Consider the following 21,045-nt stretch of genomic DNA (forward strand, 5'->3'; position numbering starts at 1 on the left):
TTTCAGTAAGTTTTAAGGTTATTTTTAAAAAATAAAAAAGAATAATGCTATTTTGGAAATAAAAAGGTTTATATAAGATATTTGTAATAAATAATGTTGAAGTGAGATGGTAGTCTCACTGTTGTTTAAAAAAATTGTTATGGAGGTAAATTAATTTGAACAAACAATTATTGCTCACTATTTTTTTAGTATTTGCTGTATTGTTTTCAGTGAGTGCTATTTCAGCAAGTGAGATTAATGTTACAGATTCATATGCTACAAGCTTAGTAGATGACACATCAGATGTCTCAGTCCCATTGGAGAAAACTGCTGATTCATCAGAAATTTCTGTATCTAGTGATTCAAATGTTGATAATGATTCATCTAAAGTTTCTCTATCAAGTGAAGAAGTTTTAGGATCTGAAAATTCAAATACTTTATCAACATTAACGTATTCAAATGATGGTGTAAATGGGGTTACCAGTTTAACTGTATCATCTGATGATGTATACGGAGCTGCCGGTAATGTTTCTTCTACTGTAAATATTGCAGACACTATCAAATCAAGTGATGTTACTAAATATTATAAAGGAAGTACAAAATACACCGCAACATTTACTGATATTGAAGGAAATGTTTTAGCAAATACTAATGTTAAAATAGTCGTAAATGGTGCAACAAATACTGTAAAAACAAATTCAAAAGGTGTGGCTTCCTTAGCTGTCAATCTTAAACCTGGTACTTATAAAGTTGTTGCAACTAATCCAAGTACAAATTATCAGCTGACAACAACTTTCAAAATTTTATCCACAATCCAATCAAGTGATATTTCTAAAGTTTATACTGATGGAAAGAAATTTACTGCAACATTCTTAAAAAGCAACGGTAAAGCTTTAGCTAACAAAAATGTCAAGTTTAAGATTAATGGAAGAACTTATACAGTAAAAACTAATGCCAATGGTGTAGCTAGCCTTTCATTGACTAGCCTTGCAAGAGGTACCTATAAAATTATTTCATATAATACAGATGGTTTAACTAAAACTAATACTGTTAAAGTGGTATCATCCACTACTTCCAAGTTAACCACTTCTGCTTATACTTTCCTTAAAAGTGACACCAAAAAAATCAAAGTCACTTTACTTAATGGTTTAGGCTATGCACCGGGCGCTGGAAAAATTATTAAATTTACTATTAATGGAAAAACCTATACTTCAAAAACTAACAGTAAAGGTATTGCTTATTTGACTTTACCTACATTGGCTAACGGAGTATATACTATAAAATATAAATTCGATGGAAATACATTTTACAAAGCATCAAGTGCTTCAAATAAAATTACCATTTTACCAAGTAAAACCCCTACATTCACAATAAAAAGTGGTACTACTTTTGCAAAAGGTGTTACAGGCACATTTAAATTAGCATTAACATCAGGTAGTGTTCCTTTAGCTAGTAAGGTTGTTACTTTAACTTTAAATGGTCAAACTTATACAAAAACTACTGATACTAACGGAATAGTCTCTTTACCTATTTCATTAGCTGTTGGTAATTATCCTGTTACTTACTCTTATGCAGGAGATTCTAAAGTAAACGCAAAAAGCGAATCTTCAACAATTGCTGTTAAAGATAGAACTGCTACTTCTATAACCTGGAGCAGTGGCACTTCTTTCGATAGCGGTTCACAAACTTTCAAAGTATTATTAAAAGACGTAGACAATAAGGCATTATCTGGTAAAACTGTAAAATTAGTTGCAAACGGCAAAACTTATACTGCAACTACCTCTTCTACCGGTTATGCTACATTCAGTGCAAATCTTGGTGCAGGAAACTATACTGTAACCTACAAGTATGAAGCTGACGGAGATATTTTCAACCTTCCAAGCAGTTCCAGCCAGAAAATCAGTGTTGTTAAAACAGAAAAACAAATTACTGCTGGATATGGATACTGGGTTTTCGGTGGAGATATGAAAAATGTTGATTTAAGTTCTCTTGCTTCCAAAGGAACTACTGAATTATTCTTAAATTCCTATGCAATATCTTTATACGGTAAATCTGCTGTGGAATCATGGATTGCATCAGCAAACAGTTTAGGAATGAGGGTTCACATTTGGATGCAGACCTTTTATGATGGTGGTTGGATTAATCCTGTCAAAAGCGGATCTGCAAATACTGCTTACTTCAATACTGTAATCAATGAAGCTAAAACATATGCTGCACTTAAAGGTGTTGCAGGTGTTCACTTTGATTACTTAAGATATCCTGGTACTGCTTATAAAACTTCCGGAGGAACAGCTGCAATAAGTCAATTTGCTAAATTAGCTGCAGATGCTATTCATAAGGTAAATTCAAATCTAATTGTTTCATGTTCAGTAATGCCTGAAACAACTAGCAACATATATTATTATGGTCAGGATATATCTGCTCTCAGTTCCTATATGGATGTACTTGTTCCTATGGCATACAAAGGAAATTACGGAAAATCAACTTCATGGATTTCATCCGTAACAAAATGGTTTATACAAAATTCTAAAGGTGCTGAAATTTGGATGGGATTACAAGGTTACAAATCAGATGATGATGTTACAAAATTATCAACTTCTGAGATTACCCAAGATGTTCAAGCATCAATTACTGCTGGTGCAACCGGTTCAATTATATTCAGATGGAGTTTATCTAACTATGTAAACTTTAATTCAATAACTGGTCCATCTTCATCTTCCTCATCCTCTTCATCAAGTTCTACAACTGGATCTGTTTCAGTTGCAAATATTTTAGCTGCTGCAAATACTTTAAAAACATCAATTGCTTCCAGCGGAGTCATTCCTGAAAAGGTAACTGTTGGTGGAGTAAGTTATACAACTCCTCAATTCTTATATATGATGGCTCAGGCTACAGTAAATCTTAACTCTGGTAAAACTACTGGTGTATCACCTGTAAGTGCATCAGCTCCTTCAAGTCCGAGTGGAAGTGCTACAGGTCAATTAAATCAGGCAGGTTATGTTGATGTTGCATCCAGATTAGTAAGTTTCATAGCATCAAATAATCAGGCTCCAAATTATGCTAGTTCCACTTTAGGACAAATCAGTTATGATAAACTTGTTGATGCATTTTCAAGAATTTTGGCATATTATAAAACCAATTCACAATTGCCTAATCAGGTTGAAATAAAAAATGTTGCTGCCAGCAGTTCATCAAGCAGTTCATCAAGTAGCTCAACTGCTACTCCATCAAGTGCAACTGCAACTGCTAAAACCATTTCAATCAAAAACATTTTAACTGGAGCTTCAAATTTGAAAACTTACCTTTCAGATAAAGGCAGTCTTCCAAATACTGTTACCGCTGGTGGAATCACTTTTACCACTGCTGAATTCCTGTATTTAATGAGTCAGGCTATATATCAAATTGGTAATTCAAACTCTACTGATGTTGCTTATATCAGTGGCGTAAGTTCTCCTGAATCTCCATCTGGTGATACTATTAGCTCAGAACAGTTAACCAAAGATAATTATATTACTGTTGCAAACAATGTGGCTAAATTTATTAAAACAAATAATTTAGCTCCAAATTATGCTTCATCTGCAGTAGGTAAAATTATTTATTCCGAGTTAGTGGATTCATTCTCACGTGTATTGGCTTACTATAATACCAATGGTGCTTTACCAAATTATGTTGTAGTGACTTATGGATCAGGAAGCAGTAGCAGCTCAATGTCAGCAACTGGTTCAGGTATAAATCAGAAAAATACTGAAAGTGATGTTTCAAAATATTTAAAAGCAACTACTAACTGTCAAGTTGGAAACAGCGCAATTAAATCAATTGTAGACTCAATTACTTCAGGATTAACCAGTGATTTGGATAAGGCTAAAGCTATCTACAACTATGTAAGGGATAAAGTTTCATATAGTTTCTATTATGATACTAGATATGGTGCTGTCGGTACTCTCAATGCAAAAACCGGTAACTGTGTTGACCAGTCACATTTAGTTATTTCCATGTTTAGAACTGCAGGTCTTGCTGCTAGATATGTTCACGGAACATGTGTATTTACTAGTAGTGGAAGTACCTATGGTCACGTTTGGGCTCAGGTATTAGTCGACGGTCAATGGTATGTTGCAGATTGTACAAGTACTAGAAATTCATTTGGATATGTTGCAAACTGGTATACCAGTTCATACTCTCTCCATGGAATTTATGCAAGTATTTCATTCTAGAAGATAAATTATTAAAACAAAATTTAAATATTGATTAATATTAATTTATTAATCTTCTTTTTTTCTTATTTTTTTTGTATTCTGTTTATTAGGTATACCAAAACTTTTTTATACTTTTAGCAATATAAATTAAACTAATTATATTTCTTGGTGGTTTAATGGCTGCGGACAAAAATATCAGTGAAAACATTGAAGAATATCTGGAAGTTCTCTATCGTAATGGAAGTAATGGGGAACAGGTTTCTACAACTACATTGTCTAAAGATTTAGGGATTGCTCCGGGTAGTGTAACTCAAATGCTTAAAAAACTGGAAAATTTGGGTTATATTAATTATACTCCTTATAAAGGTGCTACCTTAACAGATGAAGGTATGAAAATTGCTCAAAAAATTACTAGAAAGCATAGGATTTTAGAGAAATTCCTATTGGATGTTTTAAAGGTTAAAGAAGAAAATGTTCATGAGCAGGCTTGTGAAATGGAACATACTTTATCTGATGAAGCTGAAAGGGCATTGTGTACTATGCTGCACCATCCTGATTTATGTCCTGATAATAATATAATTCCTGCTTGTAATTTTGATTTTGAAAGCTGTCAGGATTGTTTTTCACAAAAAGACTTCGATCAAATCATGAACAGGAAATTTAATTTATTGTCTATTTCTGAATTAACATCCAGTTGTGAAGGAACTGTTTCATTTATTCGAGGAAATGAAAAACTTTTAGACGAAATTACAGATATGGATATTAAAGTCGGTTCTCATTTAAGCTATGAATTCAATGAAAATCGTGTAAGTAACTATTTTTTAGTTACCATTGATGAAAAAGAGTTAAATATTCCATTGGAAATGGCTAATAATATATTTATTAGAATTTAACTTTAATTTTCTTTTTTTACAAATATTTATATAATATTTATTTCAAATTTATTAGCATTAAATATAATTTATTTCTTTTTAGGTGTTTTAATGCGCGGTAATTTATCTGATGAAATTGTTTCAATTAAAATTGAAGAAGGTAGTAAAAGACCAATTGCTTTGCATGAGAAAAGTAAATTCGGTAAAATTGAAGCTGATTGTTTAAATCTTTCTTTAATTGAAGCATGCTATTTATTGGAAAAAGGGCGTCTGGACATTTATGAAGATGATATTGAATGCAGCATCGGTTATTTGATTGATCTTTTAAAAGAACAAAATAACTATGCAAAATATATTGTTTATCGTGATTTAAAAGATCGTGGATACATTATAAAGACCGGATTTAAATATGGTTCTGAATTTAGATTATATGACAGGGGAAGGTCCCCTGGTCAGGGTCACTCAGATTATTTGGTTAAAATTATTTATGAAAATTATAGTATTGAGGCTTTGGATTTTGCAAGTTATGTCAGGGTTTCTCACGGTGTAAACAAGAAACTTCTTTTGGCTATTGTCGATGATGATTTTGATATTACATACTATAATGTTGAATGGACCAGACCTTAATTTAAATTAAAGAAAGCCATCATATTTCAATATACTTTTATATTTACTATTATAATTCTTGAGAGTATTATTAATTTAAGATGTGTATAGGTGATAATGTGGAAAATTTAATTGATCCATGGGCATCATTCAGCCTGGATTATGACAAGTTGGTTAATCAGTTTGGTATTGGTAAAGTTTCAGACATAATAGATGACATTGAAAACCCTCCAAGATTAATGAAAAGGGGAGTTATTTTCGGTCACAGAGAATTTAATGAGATAAATAACTTAATTAAACAAAATAAAGATTTTGCAGTTGTAACTGGTATGATGCCAAGTGGACAAATGCATATTGGCCATAAAATGGTTGTTGACCAATTGATATGGTATCAGCAAAAAGGTGCAATGCTGTCTTTACCTATTGCTGATTTGGAATCCTATGCTGCAAGAGGCATGAGTTTTGAAAAAGGCCGCCAGATTGCTGTTGATGAATATCTGACAAATTGGATTGCATTGGGTTTGGACCTTGAAAAAGACAATGTCAATGTTTATCTTCAGTCTCAAAATAAATTGCTGCAGGATTTATCATTTAAAGCATCCAGCAAAACCAATTTCAGTCAGTTGAAGGCTATTTATGGATTTACTCCTTCAACCAATATTGCCCATATTCAGGCTCCTCTGGTACAGGTTGCAGACATTTTGCTTCCGCAGATTGAAGAATTTGGAGGTCCTAAAAAGGTTGTTGTACCTGTAGGTATTGACCAGGATCCTCATATAAGACTTACAAGAGATATTGCCCAGAAACTTCATGAAGAATTAGGATTTTTAACTCCTGCATCTACATATCACAGATTCCTGACAGGTTTGACTGGAGATAAGATGAGCAGTTCAAAACCGAACACTGCAATTTATCTTAATGATGATACTAAAGAGGTTGTTAAAAAAGTCAAATCCGCAAAAACTGGCGGAAGAGAAAGCTTAAAAGAACAACAGGAATTAGGTGGGGAAGTAGATAAATGCGTGATATATGAAATGTTGCTCTACCACCTGATTGATGATGATGAAGAGCTTAAAAAAATCAGAACTGAATGTCTAAACGGAACCCTTCGTTGCGGAGACTGTAAGGTCAGAACCGCCGAGTTAATGGAAAAGTTCTTCGATGATTTGCATGATAAGCAAGTTGAAGCCCGTGAAATTGCTAAAACATTGATATAATGATTGATGAGATTAAATCAGCTTTCAGTGAAAACAAGTTGGCCATTTGTCTTTCTGCGGCAATACTTTTCGCTTCATTGATTTTAGGTTATGTTTTAGAACCTTACCTTTACAGTTATTTCAATCCAGTTGTTGATGATTTAACTCAGAAAGTCCAGTCAGGCGTTATTACATTAACATTTGCAGATATATTTTTCAATAACTTAAGAATTATATTTCAAATGTTTGTCTTTGGAGTTGCCTGCTGCTTTTCATTAGTCATGCTGGCCTTCAACGGATTTTTCGTAGGCTATTATGTAGGCACTGCCGAGAATATTGTCAGCGTATTGCTTATGATAATTCCTCACGGGATTTTTGAGTTTTCCTCAATTATTCTGGCTTGTGCAAGCGGAATGATATTGTTTAATTTCCTTTTCATATTTTTAAAGACATTATGGTTTGATAAAAGTGATTCAGTCGTTGTGAGTTTGAAAAATTCCTATAATGCAAGTTCAAAAAAGCTAAAGCAAGCTATCATGATTTTTGCAATAGCTTCAATTTTAATGGTGATTGCCGGAATTATTGAGGTTTATTTCACGCTTCCGATTGCCGAATTTATAATTAAATTTTTATAATATACAATAAAAAAATAATAAATGTGATTTTATGATAAGATGTGTTTCATGTGGACAAGAATATGACGATGACGAAGTAATCTATACTTGTGAAAAGTGTGGATCAGTACTTGAACTAGTTAATGAAATTGATGTTTCCAAAGATATCTTTGACGGAAGGAGAGATAATTTATGGAAATTTAAAGAATGCATTCCAGTTGATGAAAGCAAAATTGTTTCTCTTGATGAAGGTGGAACTCCATTTTGCAAATGTGACAAATTAGGAGAAGAACTTGGAGTAAACCTCTATGTTAAAGTGGAAGGTTCAAACCCTACAGGCAGTTTCAAAGACAGGGGAATGACTGTTGGAATGACCAAAGCTATGGAACTTGGAGTACATACTGTAGGATGTGCTTCTACAGGTAACACCTCAGCTTCACTTTCCGCATATGCTGCCCGTGCAGGCCTAAGATGCATTGTATTTTTACCTTCCGGAAAAGTTGCACTGGGTAAATTGGCTCAGGCTATGTTCCATGGTGCAGAAGTAATGTCCATTAACGGAAACTTTGATGAAGCTTTAGAAGCAATGACCGCACTTGCATTGGAAAAACATCTTTATTTATTAAATTCTATCAATCCGTACAGATTGGAAGGACAAAAAACCATTGGGTATGAAATCGTCCGTGATTTAGGCTGGCAAGCTCCGGACAGGATAATCTTGCCTGTTGGAAATGCAGGAAACATTTCTGCTATCTGGAAAGGAGTAAAAGAGTTCTATGATGCAGGATTCATTAAGGATTTGCCTATGATGACTGGTATTCAGGCTGAAGGTGCATGCCCTGTCACTAATGCATTTAAAAAAGGAGATAAAAGAGTAGTTCCTGTTGAAAATCCGGAAACTATTGCAACTGCTATCCGTATTGGTGCTCCTGTAAGTGACATCAAAGCGCTAAATGCAATTTACGATTCAAATGGTTACTCTGAAACTGTAACTGATGATGAAATCCTCGATGCTCAAAAATTGCTTGCAAGAACTGAAGGTATTGGTGTTGAACCTGCTTCAGCAGCATCTATTGCAGGTCTTAAAAAACTTGTTGATCAGGGTGTTGTTGACAAGGGTGAAACAATCACTTGCGTTGTTACCGGACACTTACTTAAAGATCCAAATACTGCAATTGATGCATGTACTCAACCAACACAGGTAGATGCTGATATTGATACTTTAAGGAAAATCCTGATGAATAAATAGGATTTCCATTAATTTCATTATTTTAATTTTTTTTAATTTTAAATTTTCTTTTTAATTCTTATTATTTCGAACTAAATTTGTACTTTTAATGTTTAAAGTATTGTATGAAAAACATTTTTAAAGATAATACTACTGATTTTCATGATAATAAGTTTTGCTTTTTAGTGTTGTACTTATTAAAAATCAACACTATTAAACCAATATATTTATATATAAGCAAATTTAAATTATTTATTAACAAATTAATGAGGTGAAATAATGAGTGAATTACCAATAGCTCCTGTAGGAAGAATCTTAAAAAATGCTGGTGCACAAAGAGTAAGTGATGACGCAAAAGTTGCTTTAACCGAAGCTATCGAAGACTACGGTAACGATATTGCTGCTAAAGCTGTAGGCTTTGCACGTCACGCTGGTAGAAAAACTGTAAAAGCAGAAGATGTAAAATTAGCAATCAAATAGATTTGTTGATAAGCATGGATAGTAATTTTATTACTATCTCTTTTACACTTTTTATTTAATTTCTATTTTTAAGTCAATTTATTTTTAATTTTGGCCTATTTTTACAAACATTTATATACTAGGCGAACCAATTTAATAATGTCTAGTTCTCTAGAATTATTTCATTAATTACTAAATTTTTATTTTTAGTTTTGCTAAAAATTATATGAAATTCAGAAGTATTTGTATTGAAAGTCTCTGTTTTTTATTTATGGGATTATATTTAGTGATATATGAATTGTTCAAGAATTAGTATTATTAAAAACTATATTAAATTATTCACTTATTGAATAATTTGAGTAATTTCTATAGTTAAAAAATAATATAACTATATATAATTACATTATATTATGATTCAAAAGAATTATAATATCTGCCGATGGATGGCATAGCCAGATGAAAAAGGAGGTATATTTTATGGCAAACATTTATGTAAAATTTGACACACCTGAAGAATTAGCTAAACAAGCTGAAGAAGCATTAGAAACCGCACAAGCTACTGGTAAAGTAGCAAAAGGTACTAACGAAGTAACTTATCGCAGAAGACGTAGATCCTGCTGAAATCGTTGCACACATTCCTGTATTAGCTGATGAAAAAGAAATTCCTTACGTATACTTACCTACCAAAGAACAAGTTGGTGGAGCTGCTGGATTAACTGTTGGTACCGCATCTGCATGTATTGTAGACGCTGGTGATGCTGAAGCTGCTGTTAGTGAAATCGTAGAAAAAGTTGCTGAATTAAAAGAATAAATAAATTCTTTTAATGGATTTTTACGGTGATAAAATGGAAGAAGGAACTCCTGCTGAAGTCATTGAAGTTTTAAAAAGAACTGGAATGACTGGGGAAGTAATGCAAATTAAATGCAGAATCCTTGATGGTAGAGATAAAGGAAGAATTTTAACAAGAAACATTATGGGCCCTGTAAGAGAAGGCGACATCTTAATGTTACTTGATACAATTAGAGAAGCTAAGGAAATTAAGACTCCATAGAAGGTGTAACAACATGAGAACTTGTTCATTCTGTAGTAAAGAAATTGAAGAAGGTACAGGAAAAATGTACGTTAAAAAAGATGGATCAATATATTTCTTTTGTAGCAGTAAATGTGAAAAAAATATGATTAAACTCGGAAGAGTTCCAAGAAAAGTTAAATGGGTTAAAGAATGATTCAAAAAAGTTTTGGTTTTGAAGAAAAAGGTCTTCAAATCGTTGCTTGTAAATTAATTCAAATTGATGAAGATTTAGCAAAAACTCATTATGGAGAACATGCTGAAAAACCATTTTTCCCAACTTTAGTAGAATACATCACTTCATCCCCATCATTAGCTATGGTAATTGAAGGTGAAGAAGCTATTACTACTATCAGGAAATTAGTTGGTGCAACTAATCCTTTGGAAGCAGACCTTGGAACTATCAGAGGAGACTTTGGTATGGATACCGGTAGAAACATTATTCATGCTTCAGATGCTCCTGAATCTGCTGAAAGAGAAATTGCTCTTTTCTTTAATGAAGATGAAATTTGCGATTACAAAATCGTTGACAATGATTTAATTTACGAATAAATTTAAATTTAGATAATTTATTATAAATAAAAGATAACATGAAAATTAGATCCCCAATTGTATCCGTTTTAGGTCATGTAGACCATGGTAAGACAACCTTATTAGATTATATTAGAGGCAGTACCGTTGCTGATAGGGAAGCAGGAGGTATTACTCAACATATTGGTGCTACTGAAATTCCAAACGATACTATTGAAGAGATATGTGGAAATTTTATCTCAAGATTAACTATCAAAGATTTAATTCCAGGACTATTTTTCATTGATACTCCAGGTCACGCAGCATTCACCAGTTTAAGAAAACGTGGTGGTGCACTGGCTGATTTAGCAGTATTGATTCTTGATATTAATGAAGGATTTAAACCTCAAACATTTGAGGCATTGAATATCCTTAAAATGTATAAGACTCCTTTCATTGTTGTGGCAAATAAAATCGATATGATTTTCGGTTGGGAAGCACATGAAGGTGTTTCATTTAAAGAATCTTTCTCACAACAGGCTCCTAGTGTTCAGCAGGAATTGGACACCAAAGTCTATGAAATTGTAGGTACACTTCACAAAGAGGGTTTCCAGTCTGAAAGATTCGACAGGGTAAGCAACTTCGCTTCACAGATTACAATTATTCCTATCAGTGCAAGAACAGGTGAAGGAATTATTGAAGTTTTAGCAATGCTATTGGGTCTTGCTCAGGAATATTTAACAGAGCAGCTTGAAATTGATGAGGATGCTCCGGCTAAAGGTACTGTTTTAGAAATCAAAGAAGAAACAGGATTGGGTCTTACTATTGATAGTATTATTTATGATGGTGTTTTAAGAACTAATGATGAAATAGCTTTAATGACTTCTTCAAATGAAGTATTAACCACAAAAATCAGATCTATTTTAAGACCGCTTCCATTGGAGGAAATGAGGGATTCCAAAAAGAAATTCCAAAAATTCGATGAAGTGGTTGCAGCTGCAGGTATTAAGATAGCTGCTCCTAATTTAGATGATGTTATTTCAGGTTCTCCGCTTAGAGTATTGAGTGATGAGGAAAACGTTGAAGAAGAAATTCTAAAAGAAATTGAAGATATTACAATAAGTACCGAAGATGAGGGTATTTTGGTTAAAGCTGATACATTAGGTTCTCTTGAAGCTATTGTAAAATTATTGAAAGATTTACAGATTCCTATTCGTGAAGCTAACATAGGAGATGTAAATCGCAGAGATATAATTAATTCATCTATTGCTTTAAATGAAGATGATGCACATGGTGCAATCATTGCTTTTAATGTGGATGTTCATCCTAATTCTTTAGAAGATCTTAATAATTCAGATGTTAAGCTCTTCAAAGGAGATGTAATTTATCAAATTATTGAAGAATATGAAGCTTGGATTGATGAAATGGAGCAAGCTAAGAAGAAAGCATTCTATGATGCTATTATTAAGCCTGCAAAATTCATGTCATTGCCAAAACTTGTTTTCCGCCAAAGTAAACCTGCAATTATTGGTATCGAATCATTAAGCGGTACAATTAAACAGGGTCAAACTTTAATTAATAAAAATGGCGAATATGTTGGTGTAATAGCCAGTATGGAAGATAAGGGAGAAACATTACCTAGCATTCCAAGAGGTCAAAGGGTGGCTATGGCTATTAAGGACGCTATTGTTGGAAAACACTTTGATGAAGGGGACGAATTATATGTTGATGTTCCCGAAAAACATTATAAATTCATTGAAAGAGAATTTAAGGATAAATTAACAGAAGATGAATTTGAAACTTTATATGAATTTGTTGAAATTAAACGTAAACAAGATCCTGATTGGGGTCAATTTGGTCTTTTTGAATAATAAATAAGGGTTAAAAAAATTAAAGGAGGAATACCATGGCATTCAAAGTAGTTGTGTCAGATAAAGCTGAATCTTATCAAGTTGAAATCGATGAAACTAAAGCTTTAAACGGTTTAGTTATCGGTGATGAATTTGATGGTGGAATTGTCGGTTTAGATGGTTACACTTTAAAAATTACCGGTGGTAGTGACAAAAACGGTTTTACCATGAAAAAAGATGTTACTGGTACTAGAAGAATCAAAAGTTTATTAACTGGCGGTATCGGTTATCATCCTAAAGCAGATGGTGTTAAAAGAAGAAAAACCGTAAGAGGAAACACTATTGCTGAAGATATTGTGCAAATCAACACTGTAGTTACTAAAGCTGGAAGCAAATCAATAGCTGATATTCTTGGTGCTGATGAAGAAGAGGAAGAATAGTTTTACTATTTTTCTTATTTTACTTTTAAGTCGAATGAAAATTAATAAAAAGGTGGTTATCTGTGAATGTACAGTCAGATGTTAACATAGGTTTGGTTGGTCATGTAGACCATGGTAAAACAACTCTTACAAAAGCATTATCTGGAATTTGGACTGATACTCACAGTGAGGAAACAAAAAGAGGTATTTCAATCCGTTTAGGTTATGCAGACATTGAATTTAGAAAATGTCCTGAATGCGATGAACCTGAATGTTACACTACTTCTGAAAAATGTGAAATCTGTGGGAGCGAAACCGAATTAATCAGAAAAGTGTCTTTTGTTGATGCTCCAGGTCACGAAACTCTTATGGCAACTATGTTATCTGGTGCCGCAATTATGGATGGTGCAGTGTTAGTAATTGCTGCAAATGAGTCTTGTCCACAACCACAAACTAAAGAACATCTCATGGCACTTGATGTTATCGGTGTTAAGGATGTTATTGTAGTTCAAAACAAAATTGATATTGTATCAAAAGAAAGAGCTATTGAAAGTTATAATGAAATTAAGGAATTTGTTAAAGGTACTTGTGCTGAAGATGCTTTAATAATACCAGTATCTGCTCAACAAGGTGCAAATGTAGATATTTTAATAGAAACAATGCTTAAACAAATTCAACCTCCGGAAAGGAATATTGATGACACTGCATTAATGCATGTAGCAAGATCATTTGATATCAATAAACCGGGTTCTGGTGCTGATAAAATTAAAGGAGGAGTTATTGGTGGAACTTTGGTCCAAGGTAAATTTAAACTTGGAGATACCATTGAAATAAGACCTGGTCCTACTAATAATGGTGAAAGACTCACCTTAAAATCTGAAATTATCGGCCTTGAAGCAAACGGAGAACAAGTTGAAGAAATAGGTCCTGGAGGACTTGTGGGTATTGCAACTAAATTGGATCCATCATTAACCAAATCAGATTCATTATCTGGAACTGTTGCTGGTGAAGAAGGTACTTTACCTGAAGTATTGGATGCTTTCACTATGGAAGCTAATTTGCTTGACCGTGTTGTAGGTACTAAAGAAGAACGTGATGTTGCTCCAATTAAAATTAAAGAGCCATTAATGATTAATTGTGGTACAACAACTACTATTGGTGTAGTTACCTCAACTAAGAAAAATGTCGTTGATGTTACTCTTAAATTGCCTGTCTGCGCAAGCCCTGGTGATAGGGTAGCTTTAAGTCGTAGAGTTGGGGCTCGTTGGAGATTAATAGGTTACGGTATTATTAAATAGAGGGCAAATAATGAACTCTAAAGAAGTTGTAATAGATACCAATTTTTTTATGGTTCCTTTTCAGTTCAATGTGGATATCATCACTGAACTTGAAAATTTATTACCTTCTTATAGATTAACTACTCCAAGCTTTGTTATCAATGAATTGAAGGGTTTGAAACGTAATACTAAAGGAAAAACAAGGTTAAATGCAAATTTGGCCTTGAAATTAGCTAATTCTTCAAAAATTGAAATAAAGGATATTTCATTATTAGAAAATGAAACTGTGGATGATGCGTTACTTAGAGTTTCAGAAGTATTAGCTACAAATGATATTGAATTGAAAAATCGTGCAAAAGATAAAGGAATTACAGTTGCATATTTAAGGCAAAAAAAATATATTGCTGTTGAAGGCAAAATATAATATTAATTAAACTTATTAATTAAATGAGGGATTATCTTGTATTATAAAACAAAAATCGAGGATACTGTAAGAATTCCACCTTATGAATTCGATAAGCCTCTTGAAGAAGTTGCTATCAAAACTTTAAACAAAACCTATGAAGGACGTTTAGATAAAAAACTTGGTTTACTTATCTGTGTTAACGGTATTGAAGAAATTAGTGAAGGCAGACTCATTATGGGTGATGGAGCTTCATATCATAATGTTGTTTTCGAAGCTATATTCTTTAAACCTGAACAACAAGAAATATTTATGGGTGTTGTTACAGATGTAGTTGAATACGGTGCATTTGTAAGCATTGGAACTATGGAAGGATTGATACATGTTTCCCAAGTTACCGATGATTATTTAACTTATGATTCTAAACGTGGAATATTAAATGCAAAAGAATCTAACAAAAGTTTAAATCAAGGAGACTTAGTTAGAACCAGAGCTGTTAGTATTTCTATTAAAGATGATTCAACTAATAATAGAGATAACGTTAAAAATTCAAAAATTGCCCTTACTATGAGGCAAACCAATTTAGGCAGATTTGAATGGATTGAAGAAGCAAAAGAAAAAAGTAGGAGTGCTTAATAATGAGAGCATGTACTGTTTGTAAAATGATTTCAAATAAAGAACATTGTCCTAGTTGCGGAAACCCTACTTCTGACAATTGGAGTGGACTTTTAATCATAACCGATCCTGAAGAATCAGAATTAGCTCGCGAATTAAATATTACAATTCCTGGAGAATATTGTTTAAGAGTAAGATAGAGGGTTTTAAGTGTTAAAATTAGATGCAGAATTAAATAAAGATATAATAGCTGAGCTTAAAAAGCCGTTAGGTAAATTATATCCTAACTTTGAAGATGCTATTGATGAAATTAAATCTTCTGAGTTTTTAATTTCTGTTGGAGATGCAACTTTTGAAAATCTTACAAAAAATGAAATATACCCTAATATTGGTATAATCGATAATCTTATTCAAAGAAAAAATCATACTCATGATATTATACGTGCAAATCACATTTTAAATGCCGATAATCCGGCAGGATGTATCACTGATGATCTATGGGAAACCATAGGCCAAGCTCTTGAATTATCTAACAAAGGCGAATGTTATGTAATTGAAGTAGCAGGGGAAGAAGATCTTGCAGTTCTTCCTTGCATCATCATGGCAGATCCTGAAACCATAATATTATATGGTCAACCAAATGAAGGATTGGTGCTTTTAAAAGCTGGTGATTTAGTAAATAAAGCTAAAAAGCTTATTAACGGATTTATTAAAGAATAAATTGAACCGAGGTTTAATCATGGAAATTGAATTTATTGAAGAAAAAGAAAATAAATTATTTAACAGAAAAGAAATTAAATTTTATGTTGATTATGATGGAGAAGCAACTCCTAAAGTTTTAGATATCAAATCTAAATTAGTTGCTTTATTAAATGCTAAAAAAGAATTAGTCGTAGTCGACAATGTACAACCACACTACGGTGAACCTAAAGCTTTAGGTTATGCTAAAGTTTATGCCACTGTTGATGATTTAAAATACATTGAAACTGAACATGTTTTAGCTAAAAACGCAGAACCTGAAGAAGAACCTGCAGAAGAAGAAGCAGACGAAGAATAGGTGATTAGTATGGTAAGAAAATCTGATTTATATGAAGTAGATGGAGACAAAATTGTTAGAAAAAACCAAATTTGTCCTCGTTGCGGTGAAGGTGTATTCATGGCTGACCATGGTGACAGAGTTGCTTGTGGTAAATGCGGATACACTGAAATGAAAAAATAAGATTGTTTAAATCTTTATTTCTTTTTTTTATTTATTTTTATTTTTAACTGATTTTTTAGAAGGGATTTTTTTGGATAATATTAGAAATGGTCGTTTTAAAACTGGAATGACTGATGAAGCAGCTGAATATACTTCATCTCTTGAAGCGGACATGCTTCTTTTTGAAGCTGATATTAAAACTAATTTTGCACACACTTCAATGCTAAAGCATGAAGGAATAATTGATGCAGAAATTGCAGATAAAATTTTATGTGCTCTTGATAATCTTAAGGAAGAGGGTTATGAGGCTTTGGTTTTTGATCCTTCCGTTGAAGATGTTCACATGGCAATCGAAAATTATGTAACTTCTAAAATTGGTCCTGAAGCCGGTTTTATGCATACTGCAAAATCCCGTAATGACCAGGTTGCATGTGATGTCAGATTAGTTTTAAGGGAAATGATTGAAGAAATTCAGATAGGTATTTTGGAATTTATAGAAGGATTAGTTGAAATGGCTGGAGAGCATTTGGAAGATATTTTTATTGGTTTTACACACTTGCAGCATGCTCAGCCAATTACAATAGCTCATCATTTAATGGCACATGTCCAAGCACTTAAAAGGGATTATGAACGTTTGGAAGACACATATAAACGTGTTAACTTAAATCCGTTGGGTTCTGCAGCTATGGCAACTACCAGTTTTCCAATCAACAGGCAATTAACAACTGATTTGCTTGGTTTTGATGCTTATCTTGAAAATTCTATGGATGGAGTTTCAGCAAGAGACTTTATCACTGAAACAGTCTTTGATTTGGTTTCTCTTTCTTCAACACTTGCCAAAATTTGTGAAGAGCTTGTTTTATGGAGCACTTATGAATTTGGTGTTATTGATATGGCTGATGAATATTCATCAACTTCTTCTATTATGCCGCAAAAGAAAAATCCTGATGTAGCTGAACTTGCAAGGGGAAAAACCAGCATTGCAACAGGGGAATTAATCACTATATTAACAATTCTTAAGGCTATTCCATACACATACAACAGGGATTTACAGGAAATTACTCCTCATTTATGGAATGCAGTAAAAGTGACTCAGGAAACATTGTCAATTGTAACTAAAATGTTGCTTTCTGTAGAATTTAAAGTTGACAGATGTGCTGAACTTGCAGGTAAAAACTTTGCCACTGCTACAGATTTGGCAGATATTATGGTTCGTGAGAAAAAAATACCTTTCAGAACCGCTCACAAAATTGTTGGAAGAATTGTTAATGAAGCTATTTCCAATGATATGGCTGAAGAGGATATCACTTCCAGATTCATTGATGATATTGCAGTTGAATTGGGTTTTGATGAATTGAACTTGGATGATGATTTGATTCAAAGAGCTTTAAATCCTGCTGAAAATGTGAGAATTAGGGCTGTTCCTGGAGGACCTGCTCCTGAAATGGTTGAAATCGCAAGAAATAATATCAAAGTATTTTTAAATGATGAATTTGAGAAAAAAGGAATTTAAATATTCCTTATACTTTTTATTTTAGGCATACCTAAAATTTATATACTCTGAAAACAAATTATAATTGTGGATGTAATCATCTGATTATAGCCGCATGATTTGTAAAGAGATATAATAGGATACTTATTAATACATTCAAATGAATTCATAAGTAGGCTCAGCTCCTATTCTATCTCACAAATCAATTCTTATTTTAAGTTTTATAGAAACTCCAAATTAAATCAAGCGCTTCACCGGGTTCAAGTGCACTTGAACGGGTTTCTCTAAGTATTCTCTGGATGGAAAATTTCTTCAGATAAGGGAATTTTTTGTGAACTTCATAAAGAAGCGGACAGCCAAATCCTTTAAACTCTTTTAAATTATACTTTCTGATTAAGGATTTAATCTCCTGTTTGGCGACACTTAAACTTGCCGGAAGGTTCAGGCGATATAATGAATCGTCCTGCAAATTAATGCATTGGCTGCCGGTTGCAAGCATATCTCCAAAGATGATTATAGGAATTTCTTTACTTTTTGCATATTCCTTTACAAGTTCTGAAGTATTTTTGGAACATCTTCCGCAGGGGTGGACTTTACCTGTAAAGGATTCTTTGATAACTTCGGAATAATCTGCTTTGATATATTCATGATTAACATTCAGCAGTCCTGTCAGATTTTCAATATTCTGCTTAAACTGCTTTGGAAGGATTATGGTTCCGGGATCAACAGTAACAGCAATAGGATTAAAACCTAATTTTTTAGCTAAAATAAGTGAAAAACTGCTGTCAACTCCTCCGGAAAGGGCAACGACAGCTTCGGTATTTTCAGACTCTTCAAACTCGTTGTTTTCAAAATAGTCCTCAAAATTAAAGCTGTAAATATTATCTAATTTGTCGCCTATTGCTTTTTTCAGATTATTTAAAGCCACACTATTCATATCTAAATTTTCAACGGTTTTTTTGGATAGTTTAAGCTTATATTCCTTGTTTAAAAAATCCCCATAGCTTTCAACATGTATGCTTTCAAGGCCTAATTTCTCCCTTAGCTTTCCAACCACCCATCCTCCTTTTCCGATTATTGCAGATTTGTCTGGACGGTCTTCTGTTATAATCCACAGTTCGTTGGTCTTTTCGTTAAAGTAAAGTTTTTCAATAAAGATATTGACCTTGTCATGGCCAATTTCTTCTCTTATCTGATTAACTTCCTTTAAAATAAATTCTTTATCGTACATTTAACTCATATCTTTTGTAATGCTGATGCTTTCACGTGAATACCGCTTTGTATCTTTAATTATGTCCAGTGTTATTTTTGCAATTGAGGTCATTGTTGAAATGTATCCTTTAGGTGTTTCACCTTTTTTGGTTATCACATAATCCTCTTCATTTTCAAATACAAGATATCCTGACCTTAAAATGGTATAATCCAGGGCACTGTCCTCTATAATTGCAACTGCATTTCTATTTGGAATCTGCTCCATTTCATTTTCCACATTATATTCTGCCCCGTTGCCTTCACCAAGTTCATTGTAAATTCCAACAACTGTCATATAAATCAGCCTTTTAGGTTTGATGTTTACAAGATTTCTTGCTATAGCGGCCTGGTCAGGACCTGAAACTGCACTAAAAACAATGTCTGCATCTTTTATGGTATTTTTTAAATCTTTTTGATTGGTTGCATCTATGCTTTTTGCAGTTGCTCTGTAACTGTTCTCATAAAGGGATTCGGCTGATTTTGAAAGTAAAATTAATTGATAATCAGGAATTGCAAGTAATTTTGTTGTCAAATATCTTCCGAATTTACCTGTTGCACCGATAATTGCTATATTCATTTTCTCACCATTTTTCTATAATTATTAGTATCTGTTTAACCATATATTAACTTGAGGTTAGAAGATGGAATATAGAAAGTTAGGTAGTACTGGTATTGAAGTGTCTGAAATTGCATTTGGTGCAGAATTTCTTGTTGAAAGGCCTTATGAAGATACAGAAGAGCTAATTAAAGCTTGTGAAGAGAATGGGATTAATCTTGTTGACTGCTGGATGAGTGAACCTGATGTGCGCTCACATTTGGGCCGTGCAATCAAGGGCAATCGTGAAAACTGGGTTATTCAGGGACATATAGGATCAACCTGGCAAAACGAACAGTATGTAAGAACAAGGGATATGGATAAGGTAATTCCTGCTTTTGAAGATTTTATGGAACGTTTTCAAATTGATGTCCTTGACTTTGGAATGATTCACTATGTAGACCAGCTGGATGATTATAATGAAATAATGAACGGTCCATTTATCGAATATGTTCGCAAACTGAAAGCTGAAGGAACAATAGAACATATAGGATTAAGTACCCACAACCCTGACATTGGTCTTTTGGCAGCACAAAATCCTGAAATTGAGCTTCTGATGTTTTCTATAAATCCTGCCTATGACATGTTTGGAGCAATGGAGGATATTGAAGAATACAGAAAGGAAGATGCATACTCCAATGATTTGTCAGGAATCAATCCTCAAAGAGCAGAACTCTATGAATTATGTGAGAAAAACGGGACTGCATTAACAGTAATGAAAGGTTTTGCAGGAGGAAATTTGCTTTCAGATGAAACATCTCCATTCGGAGTTGGTCTGACACCTGTCCAGTGTATCCATTATGCCTTAGAACAAAAAGGTGTTTCAAGTATTTTTGTAGGTGTAAAAACACCTGAAGAGCTAGAAGAATCATTAAAATATTGCACTGCAACAGATGCAGAAAAAGATTATTCTGAAGTTTTAAAGAACGCTCCAAAACATTCTTTTGAAGGCCAATGCACCTACTGCGGTCATTGCCAGCCTTGTACTTCAGGAATAGATATAGCTATGGTAAACAAACTGTTTGACCTTGCAAAAAACCGTGATGAAGTTCCGGCAAGTGTTCAGGAGCATTATAATAACTTAAAATACAATGCAACAGAATGCATTGCATGTGGGGACTGTGAGCCAAGATGCCCGTTCAATGTTCACATTGTTGATGTAATGTTGGATGCACAGGATCTGTTCGGATTTTAAGAAATTTCCCACTTTAATTATTT

General features: G+C 33.2%; 23 protein-coding genes and 1 pseudogene. 22 read left to right on the forward strand and 2 right to left on the reverse strand.

What is annotated here, in order from left to right; genetic code table 11:
• Positions 1-155 precede the first annotated feature (155 nt).
• The 21 genes and pseudogenes from QZU75_RS07335 (at position 156) to argH (ending at position 18,002) form a co-directional block, all read left to right on the forward strand.
• Positions 156-4,190 (forward strand): pseudomurein-binding repeat-containing protein, encoded by a 4,035-nt coding sequence (locus QZU75_RS07335; protein WP_296882656.1) that lies wholly within the window; start codon positions 156-158, stop codon positions 4,188-4,190.
• A 158-nt stretch (positions 4,191-4,348) separates the two neighbouring features.
• The gene (locus QZU75_RS07340) at positions 4,349-5,065 is read left to right on the forward strand and encodes an iron dependent repressor, metal binding and dimerization domain protein (protein WP_296882658.1); all 717 of its coding nucleotides are present in this window, start codon (positions 4,349-4,351) and stop codon (positions 5,063-5,065) included.
• Between the two features lie 90 nt (positions 5,066-5,155).
• Complete coding sequence (gene endA, locus QZU75_RS07345; protein WP_296882660.1) at positions 5,156-5,671, forward strand: tRNA-intron lyase; 516 nt, start codon at positions 5,156-5,158, stop codon at positions 5,669-5,671.
• Positions 5,672-5,769: 98 nt separating this feature from the next.
• Positions 5,770-6,867: a tryptophan--tRNA ligase gene (locus QZU75_RS07350; RefSeq protein ID WP_394350235.1), complete on the forward strand. Its 1,098-nt coding sequence runs from the start codon at positions 5,770-5,772 to the stop codon at positions 6,865-6,867.
• On the forward strand, positions 6,867-7,481 hold the full coding sequence (locus QZU75_RS07355; RefSeq protein ID WP_296882664.1) for a stage II sporulation protein M: 615 nt from the start codon (positions 6,867-6,869) through the stop codon (positions 7,479-7,481). The genes QZU75_RS07350 and QZU75_RS07355 overlap by 1 nt, the downstream gene beginning before the upstream one ends.
• A gap of 31 nt (positions 7,482-7,512) precedes the next feature.
• Complete coding sequence (gene thrC, locus QZU75_RS07360; RefSeq protein ID WP_296882666.1) at positions 7,513-8,709, forward strand: threonine synthase; 1,197 nt, start codon at positions 7,513-7,515, stop codon at positions 8,707-8,709.
• A 258-nt stretch (positions 8,710-8,967) separates the two neighbouring features.
• On the forward strand, positions 8,968-9,168 hold the full coding sequence (locus QZU75_RS07365) for a histone family protein (RefSeq protein ID WP_292747296.1): 201 nt from the start codon (positions 8,968-8,970) through the stop codon (positions 9,166-9,168).
• Between the two features lie 435 nt (positions 9,169-9,603).
• Positions 9,604-9,958 (forward strand): annotated as a pseudogene (locus QZU75_RS07370) (ribosomal L7Ae/L30e/S12e/Gadd45 family protein).
• Positions 9,959-9,992: 34 nt separating this feature from the next.
• Positions 9,993-10,199 carry a 30S ribosomal protein S28e gene (locus QZU75_RS07375; protein ID WP_116669816.1) on the forward strand — a complete coding sequence of 69 codons (207 nt, stop codon included), beginning with the start codon at positions 9,993-9,995 and terminating at the stop codon, positions 10,197-10,199.
• A gap of 13 nt (positions 10,200-10,212) precedes the next feature.
• Positions 10,213-10,374: a 50S ribosomal protein L24e gene (locus tag QZU75_RS07380; protein WP_292608826.1), complete on the forward strand. Its 162-nt coding sequence runs from the start codon at positions 10,213-10,215 to the stop codon at positions 10,372-10,374.
• Positions 10,371-10,769, forward strand: coding sequence for a nucleoside-diphosphate kinase (ndk, locus tag QZU75_RS07385; protein ID WP_296882668.1), 399 nt, complete (start codon positions 10,371-10,373; stop codon positions 10,767-10,769). The genes QZU75_RS07380 and ndk overlap by 4 nt, the downstream gene beginning before the upstream one ends.
• Before the next feature lie 38 nt (positions 10,770-10,807).
• Positions 10,808-12,598, forward strand: a complete 1,791-nt coding sequence (gene infB, locus QZU75_RS07390; protein WP_296882670.1) for a translation initiation factor IF-2 — start codon at positions 10,808-10,810, stop codon at positions 12,596-12,598.
• Between the two features lie 35 nt (positions 12,599-12,633).
• On the forward strand, positions 12,634-13,017 hold the full coding sequence (locus QZU75_RS07395) for a 30S ribosomal protein S6e (RefSeq protein WP_296882672.1): 384 nt from the start codon (positions 12,634-12,636) through the stop codon (positions 13,015-13,017).
• A gap of 62 nt (positions 13,018-13,079) precedes the next feature.
• The gene (locus tag QZU75_RS07400; RefSeq protein WP_296882673.1) at positions 13,080-14,294 is read left to right on the forward strand and encodes a translation initiation factor IF-2 subunit gamma; all 1,215 of its coding nucleotides are present in this window, start codon (positions 13,080-13,082) and stop codon (positions 14,292-14,294) included.
• 10 nt (positions 14,295-14,304) lie between these two features.
• Positions 14,305-14,697 (forward strand): PIN domain-containing protein, encoded by a 393-nt coding sequence (locus tag QZU75_RS07405; RefSeq protein ID WP_296882675.1) that lies wholly within the window; start codon positions 14,305-14,307, stop codon positions 14,695-14,697.
• 36 nt (positions 14,698-14,733) lie between these two features.
• Positions 14,734-15,312 (forward strand): DNA-directed RNA polymerase, encoded by a 579-nt coding sequence (locus QZU75_RS07410; protein ID WP_296882676.1) that lies wholly within the window; start codon positions 14,734-14,736, stop codon positions 15,310-15,312.
• Between the two features lie 2 nt (positions 15,313-15,314).
• Positions 15,315-15,491 carry a transcription elongation factor subunit Spt4 gene (gene spt4 / locus QZU75_RS07415; RefSeq protein ID WP_296882677.1) on the forward strand — a complete coding sequence of 59 codons (177 nt, stop codon included), beginning with the start codon at positions 15,315-15,317 and terminating at the stop codon, positions 15,489-15,491.
• Between the two features lie 10 nt (positions 15,492-15,501).
• On the forward strand, positions 15,502-16,011 hold the full coding sequence (locus tag QZU75_RS07420) for a GTP-dependent dephospho-CoA kinase family protein (protein WP_296882679.1): 510 nt from the start codon (positions 15,502-15,504) through the stop codon (positions 16,009-16,011).
• Positions 16,012-16,030: 19 nt separating this feature from the next.
• On the forward strand, positions 16,031-16,348 hold the full coding sequence (locus QZU75_RS07425) for a 30S ribosomal protein S24e (RefSeq protein WP_296882681.1): 318 nt from the start codon (positions 16,031-16,033) through the stop codon (positions 16,346-16,348).
• Between the two features lie 9 nt (positions 16,349-16,357).
• The gene (locus tag QZU75_RS07430; RefSeq protein WP_067042875.1) at positions 16,358-16,510 is read left to right on the forward strand and encodes a 30S ribosomal protein S27ae; all 153 of its coding nucleotides are present in this window, start codon (positions 16,358-16,360) and stop codon (positions 16,508-16,510) included.
• 70 nt (positions 16,511-16,580) lie between these two features.
• Complete coding sequence (gene argH / locus QZU75_RS07435; RefSeq protein ID WP_296882683.1) at positions 16,581-18,002, forward strand: argininosuccinate lyase; 1,422 nt, start codon at positions 16,581-16,583, stop codon at positions 18,000-18,002.
• A 193-nt stretch (positions 18,003-18,195) separates the two neighbouring features.
• Here the strand turns inward: argH and QZU75_RS07440 are convergent, their stop codons facing one another.
• Positions 18,196-19,212: an ATPase gene (locus tag QZU75_RS07440; RefSeq protein WP_296882685.1), complete on the reverse strand. Its 1,017-nt coding sequence runs from the start codon at positions 19,210-19,212 to the stop codon at positions 18,196-18,198.
• Positions 19,213-19,809, reverse strand: coding sequence for an NAD(P)H-binding protein (locus QZU75_RS07445; RefSeq protein ID WP_296882687.1), 597 nt, complete (start codon positions 19,807-19,809; stop codon positions 19,213-19,215).
• A 64-nt stretch (positions 19,810-19,873) separates the two neighbouring features.
• Between QZU75_RS07445 and QZU75_RS07450 the strand changes: the two genes are divergently transcribed.
• On the forward strand, positions 19,874-21,022 hold the full coding sequence (locus QZU75_RS07450) for an aldo/keto reductase (RefSeq protein WP_296882689.1): 1,149 nt from the start codon (positions 19,874-19,876) through the stop codon (positions 21,020-21,022).
• Positions 21,023-21,045: the final 23 nt, after the last annotated feature.

The sequence above is a fragment of the uncultured Methanobrevibacter sp. genome (assembly GCF_902764455.1).
Classification (GTDB): domain Archaea; phylum Methanobacteriota; class Methanobacteria; order Methanobacteriales; family Methanobacteriaceae; genus Methanocatella.

Excerpts from the sequence above, each read along its gene's own strand:
- QZU75_RS07365 (WP_292747296.1), top strand. The coding sequence starts at position 8,968 with ATGAGTGAATTACCAATAGCTCCTGTAGGAAGAATCTTAAAAAATGCT.
- QZU75_RS07445 (WP_296882687.1), bottom strand. The coding sequence starts at position 19,809 with ATGAATATAGCAATTATCGGTGCAACAGGTAAATTCGGAAGATATTTG.
- QZU75_RS07375 (WP_116669816.1), top strand. The coding sequence starts at position 9,993 with ATGGAAGAAGGAACTCCTGCTGAAGTCATTGAAGTTTTAAAAAGAACT.
- endA (WP_296882660.1), top strand. The coding sequence starts at position 5,156 with ATGCGCGGTAATTTATCTGATGAAATTGTTTCAATTAAAATTGAAGAA.
- QZU75_RS07425 (WP_296882681.1), top strand. The coding sequence starts at position 16,031 with ATGGAAATTGAATTTATTGAAGAAAAAGAAAATAAATTATTTAACAGA.
- thrC (WP_296882666.1), top strand. The coding sequence starts at position 7,513 with ATGATAAGATGTGTTTCATGTGGACAAGAATATGACGATGACGAAGTA.
- ndk (WP_296882668.1), top strand. The coding sequence starts at position 10,371 with ATGATTCAAAAAAGTTTTGGTTTTGAAGAAAAAGGTCTTCAAATCGTT.
- infB (WP_296882670.1), top strand. The coding sequence starts at position 10,808 with ATGAAAATTAGATCCCCAATTGTATCCGTTTTAGGTCATGTAGACCAT.
- QZU75_RS07405 (WP_296882675.1), top strand. The coding sequence starts at position 14,305 with ATGAACTCTAAAGAAGTTGTAATAGATACCAATTTTTTTATGGTTCCT.
- QZU75_RS07355 (WP_296882664.1), top strand. The coding sequence starts at position 6,867 with ATGATTGATGAGATTAAATCAGCTTTCAGTGAAAACAAGTTGGCCATT.
- QZU75_RS07395 (WP_296882672.1), top strand. The coding sequence starts at position 12,634 with ATGGCATTCAAAGTAGTTGTGTCAGATAAAGCTGAATCTTATCAAGTT.
- QZU75_RS07450 (WP_296882689.1), top strand. The coding sequence starts at position 19,874 with ATGGAATATAGAAAGTTAGGTAGTACTGGTATTGAAGTGTCTGAAATT.
- QZU75_RS07380 (WP_292608826.1), top strand. The coding sequence starts at position 10,213 with ATGAGAACTTGTTCATTCTGTAGTAAAGAAATTGAAGAAGGTACAGGA.
- spt4 (WP_296882677.1), top strand. The coding sequence starts at position 15,315 with ATGAGAGCATGTACTGTTTGTAAAATGATTTCAAATAAAGAACATTGT.
- QZU75_RS07430 (WP_067042875.1), top strand. The coding sequence starts at position 16,358 with ATGGTAAGAAAATCTGATTTATATGAAGTAGATGGAGACAAAATTGTT.
- QZU75_RS07440 (WP_296882685.1), bottom strand. The coding sequence starts at position 19,212 with ATGTACGATAAAGAATTTATTTTAAAGGAAGTTAATCAGATAAGAGAA.
- QZU75_RS07340 (WP_296882658.1), top strand. The coding sequence starts at position 4,349 with ATGGCTGCGGACAAAAATATCAGTGAAAACATTGAAGAATATCTGGAA.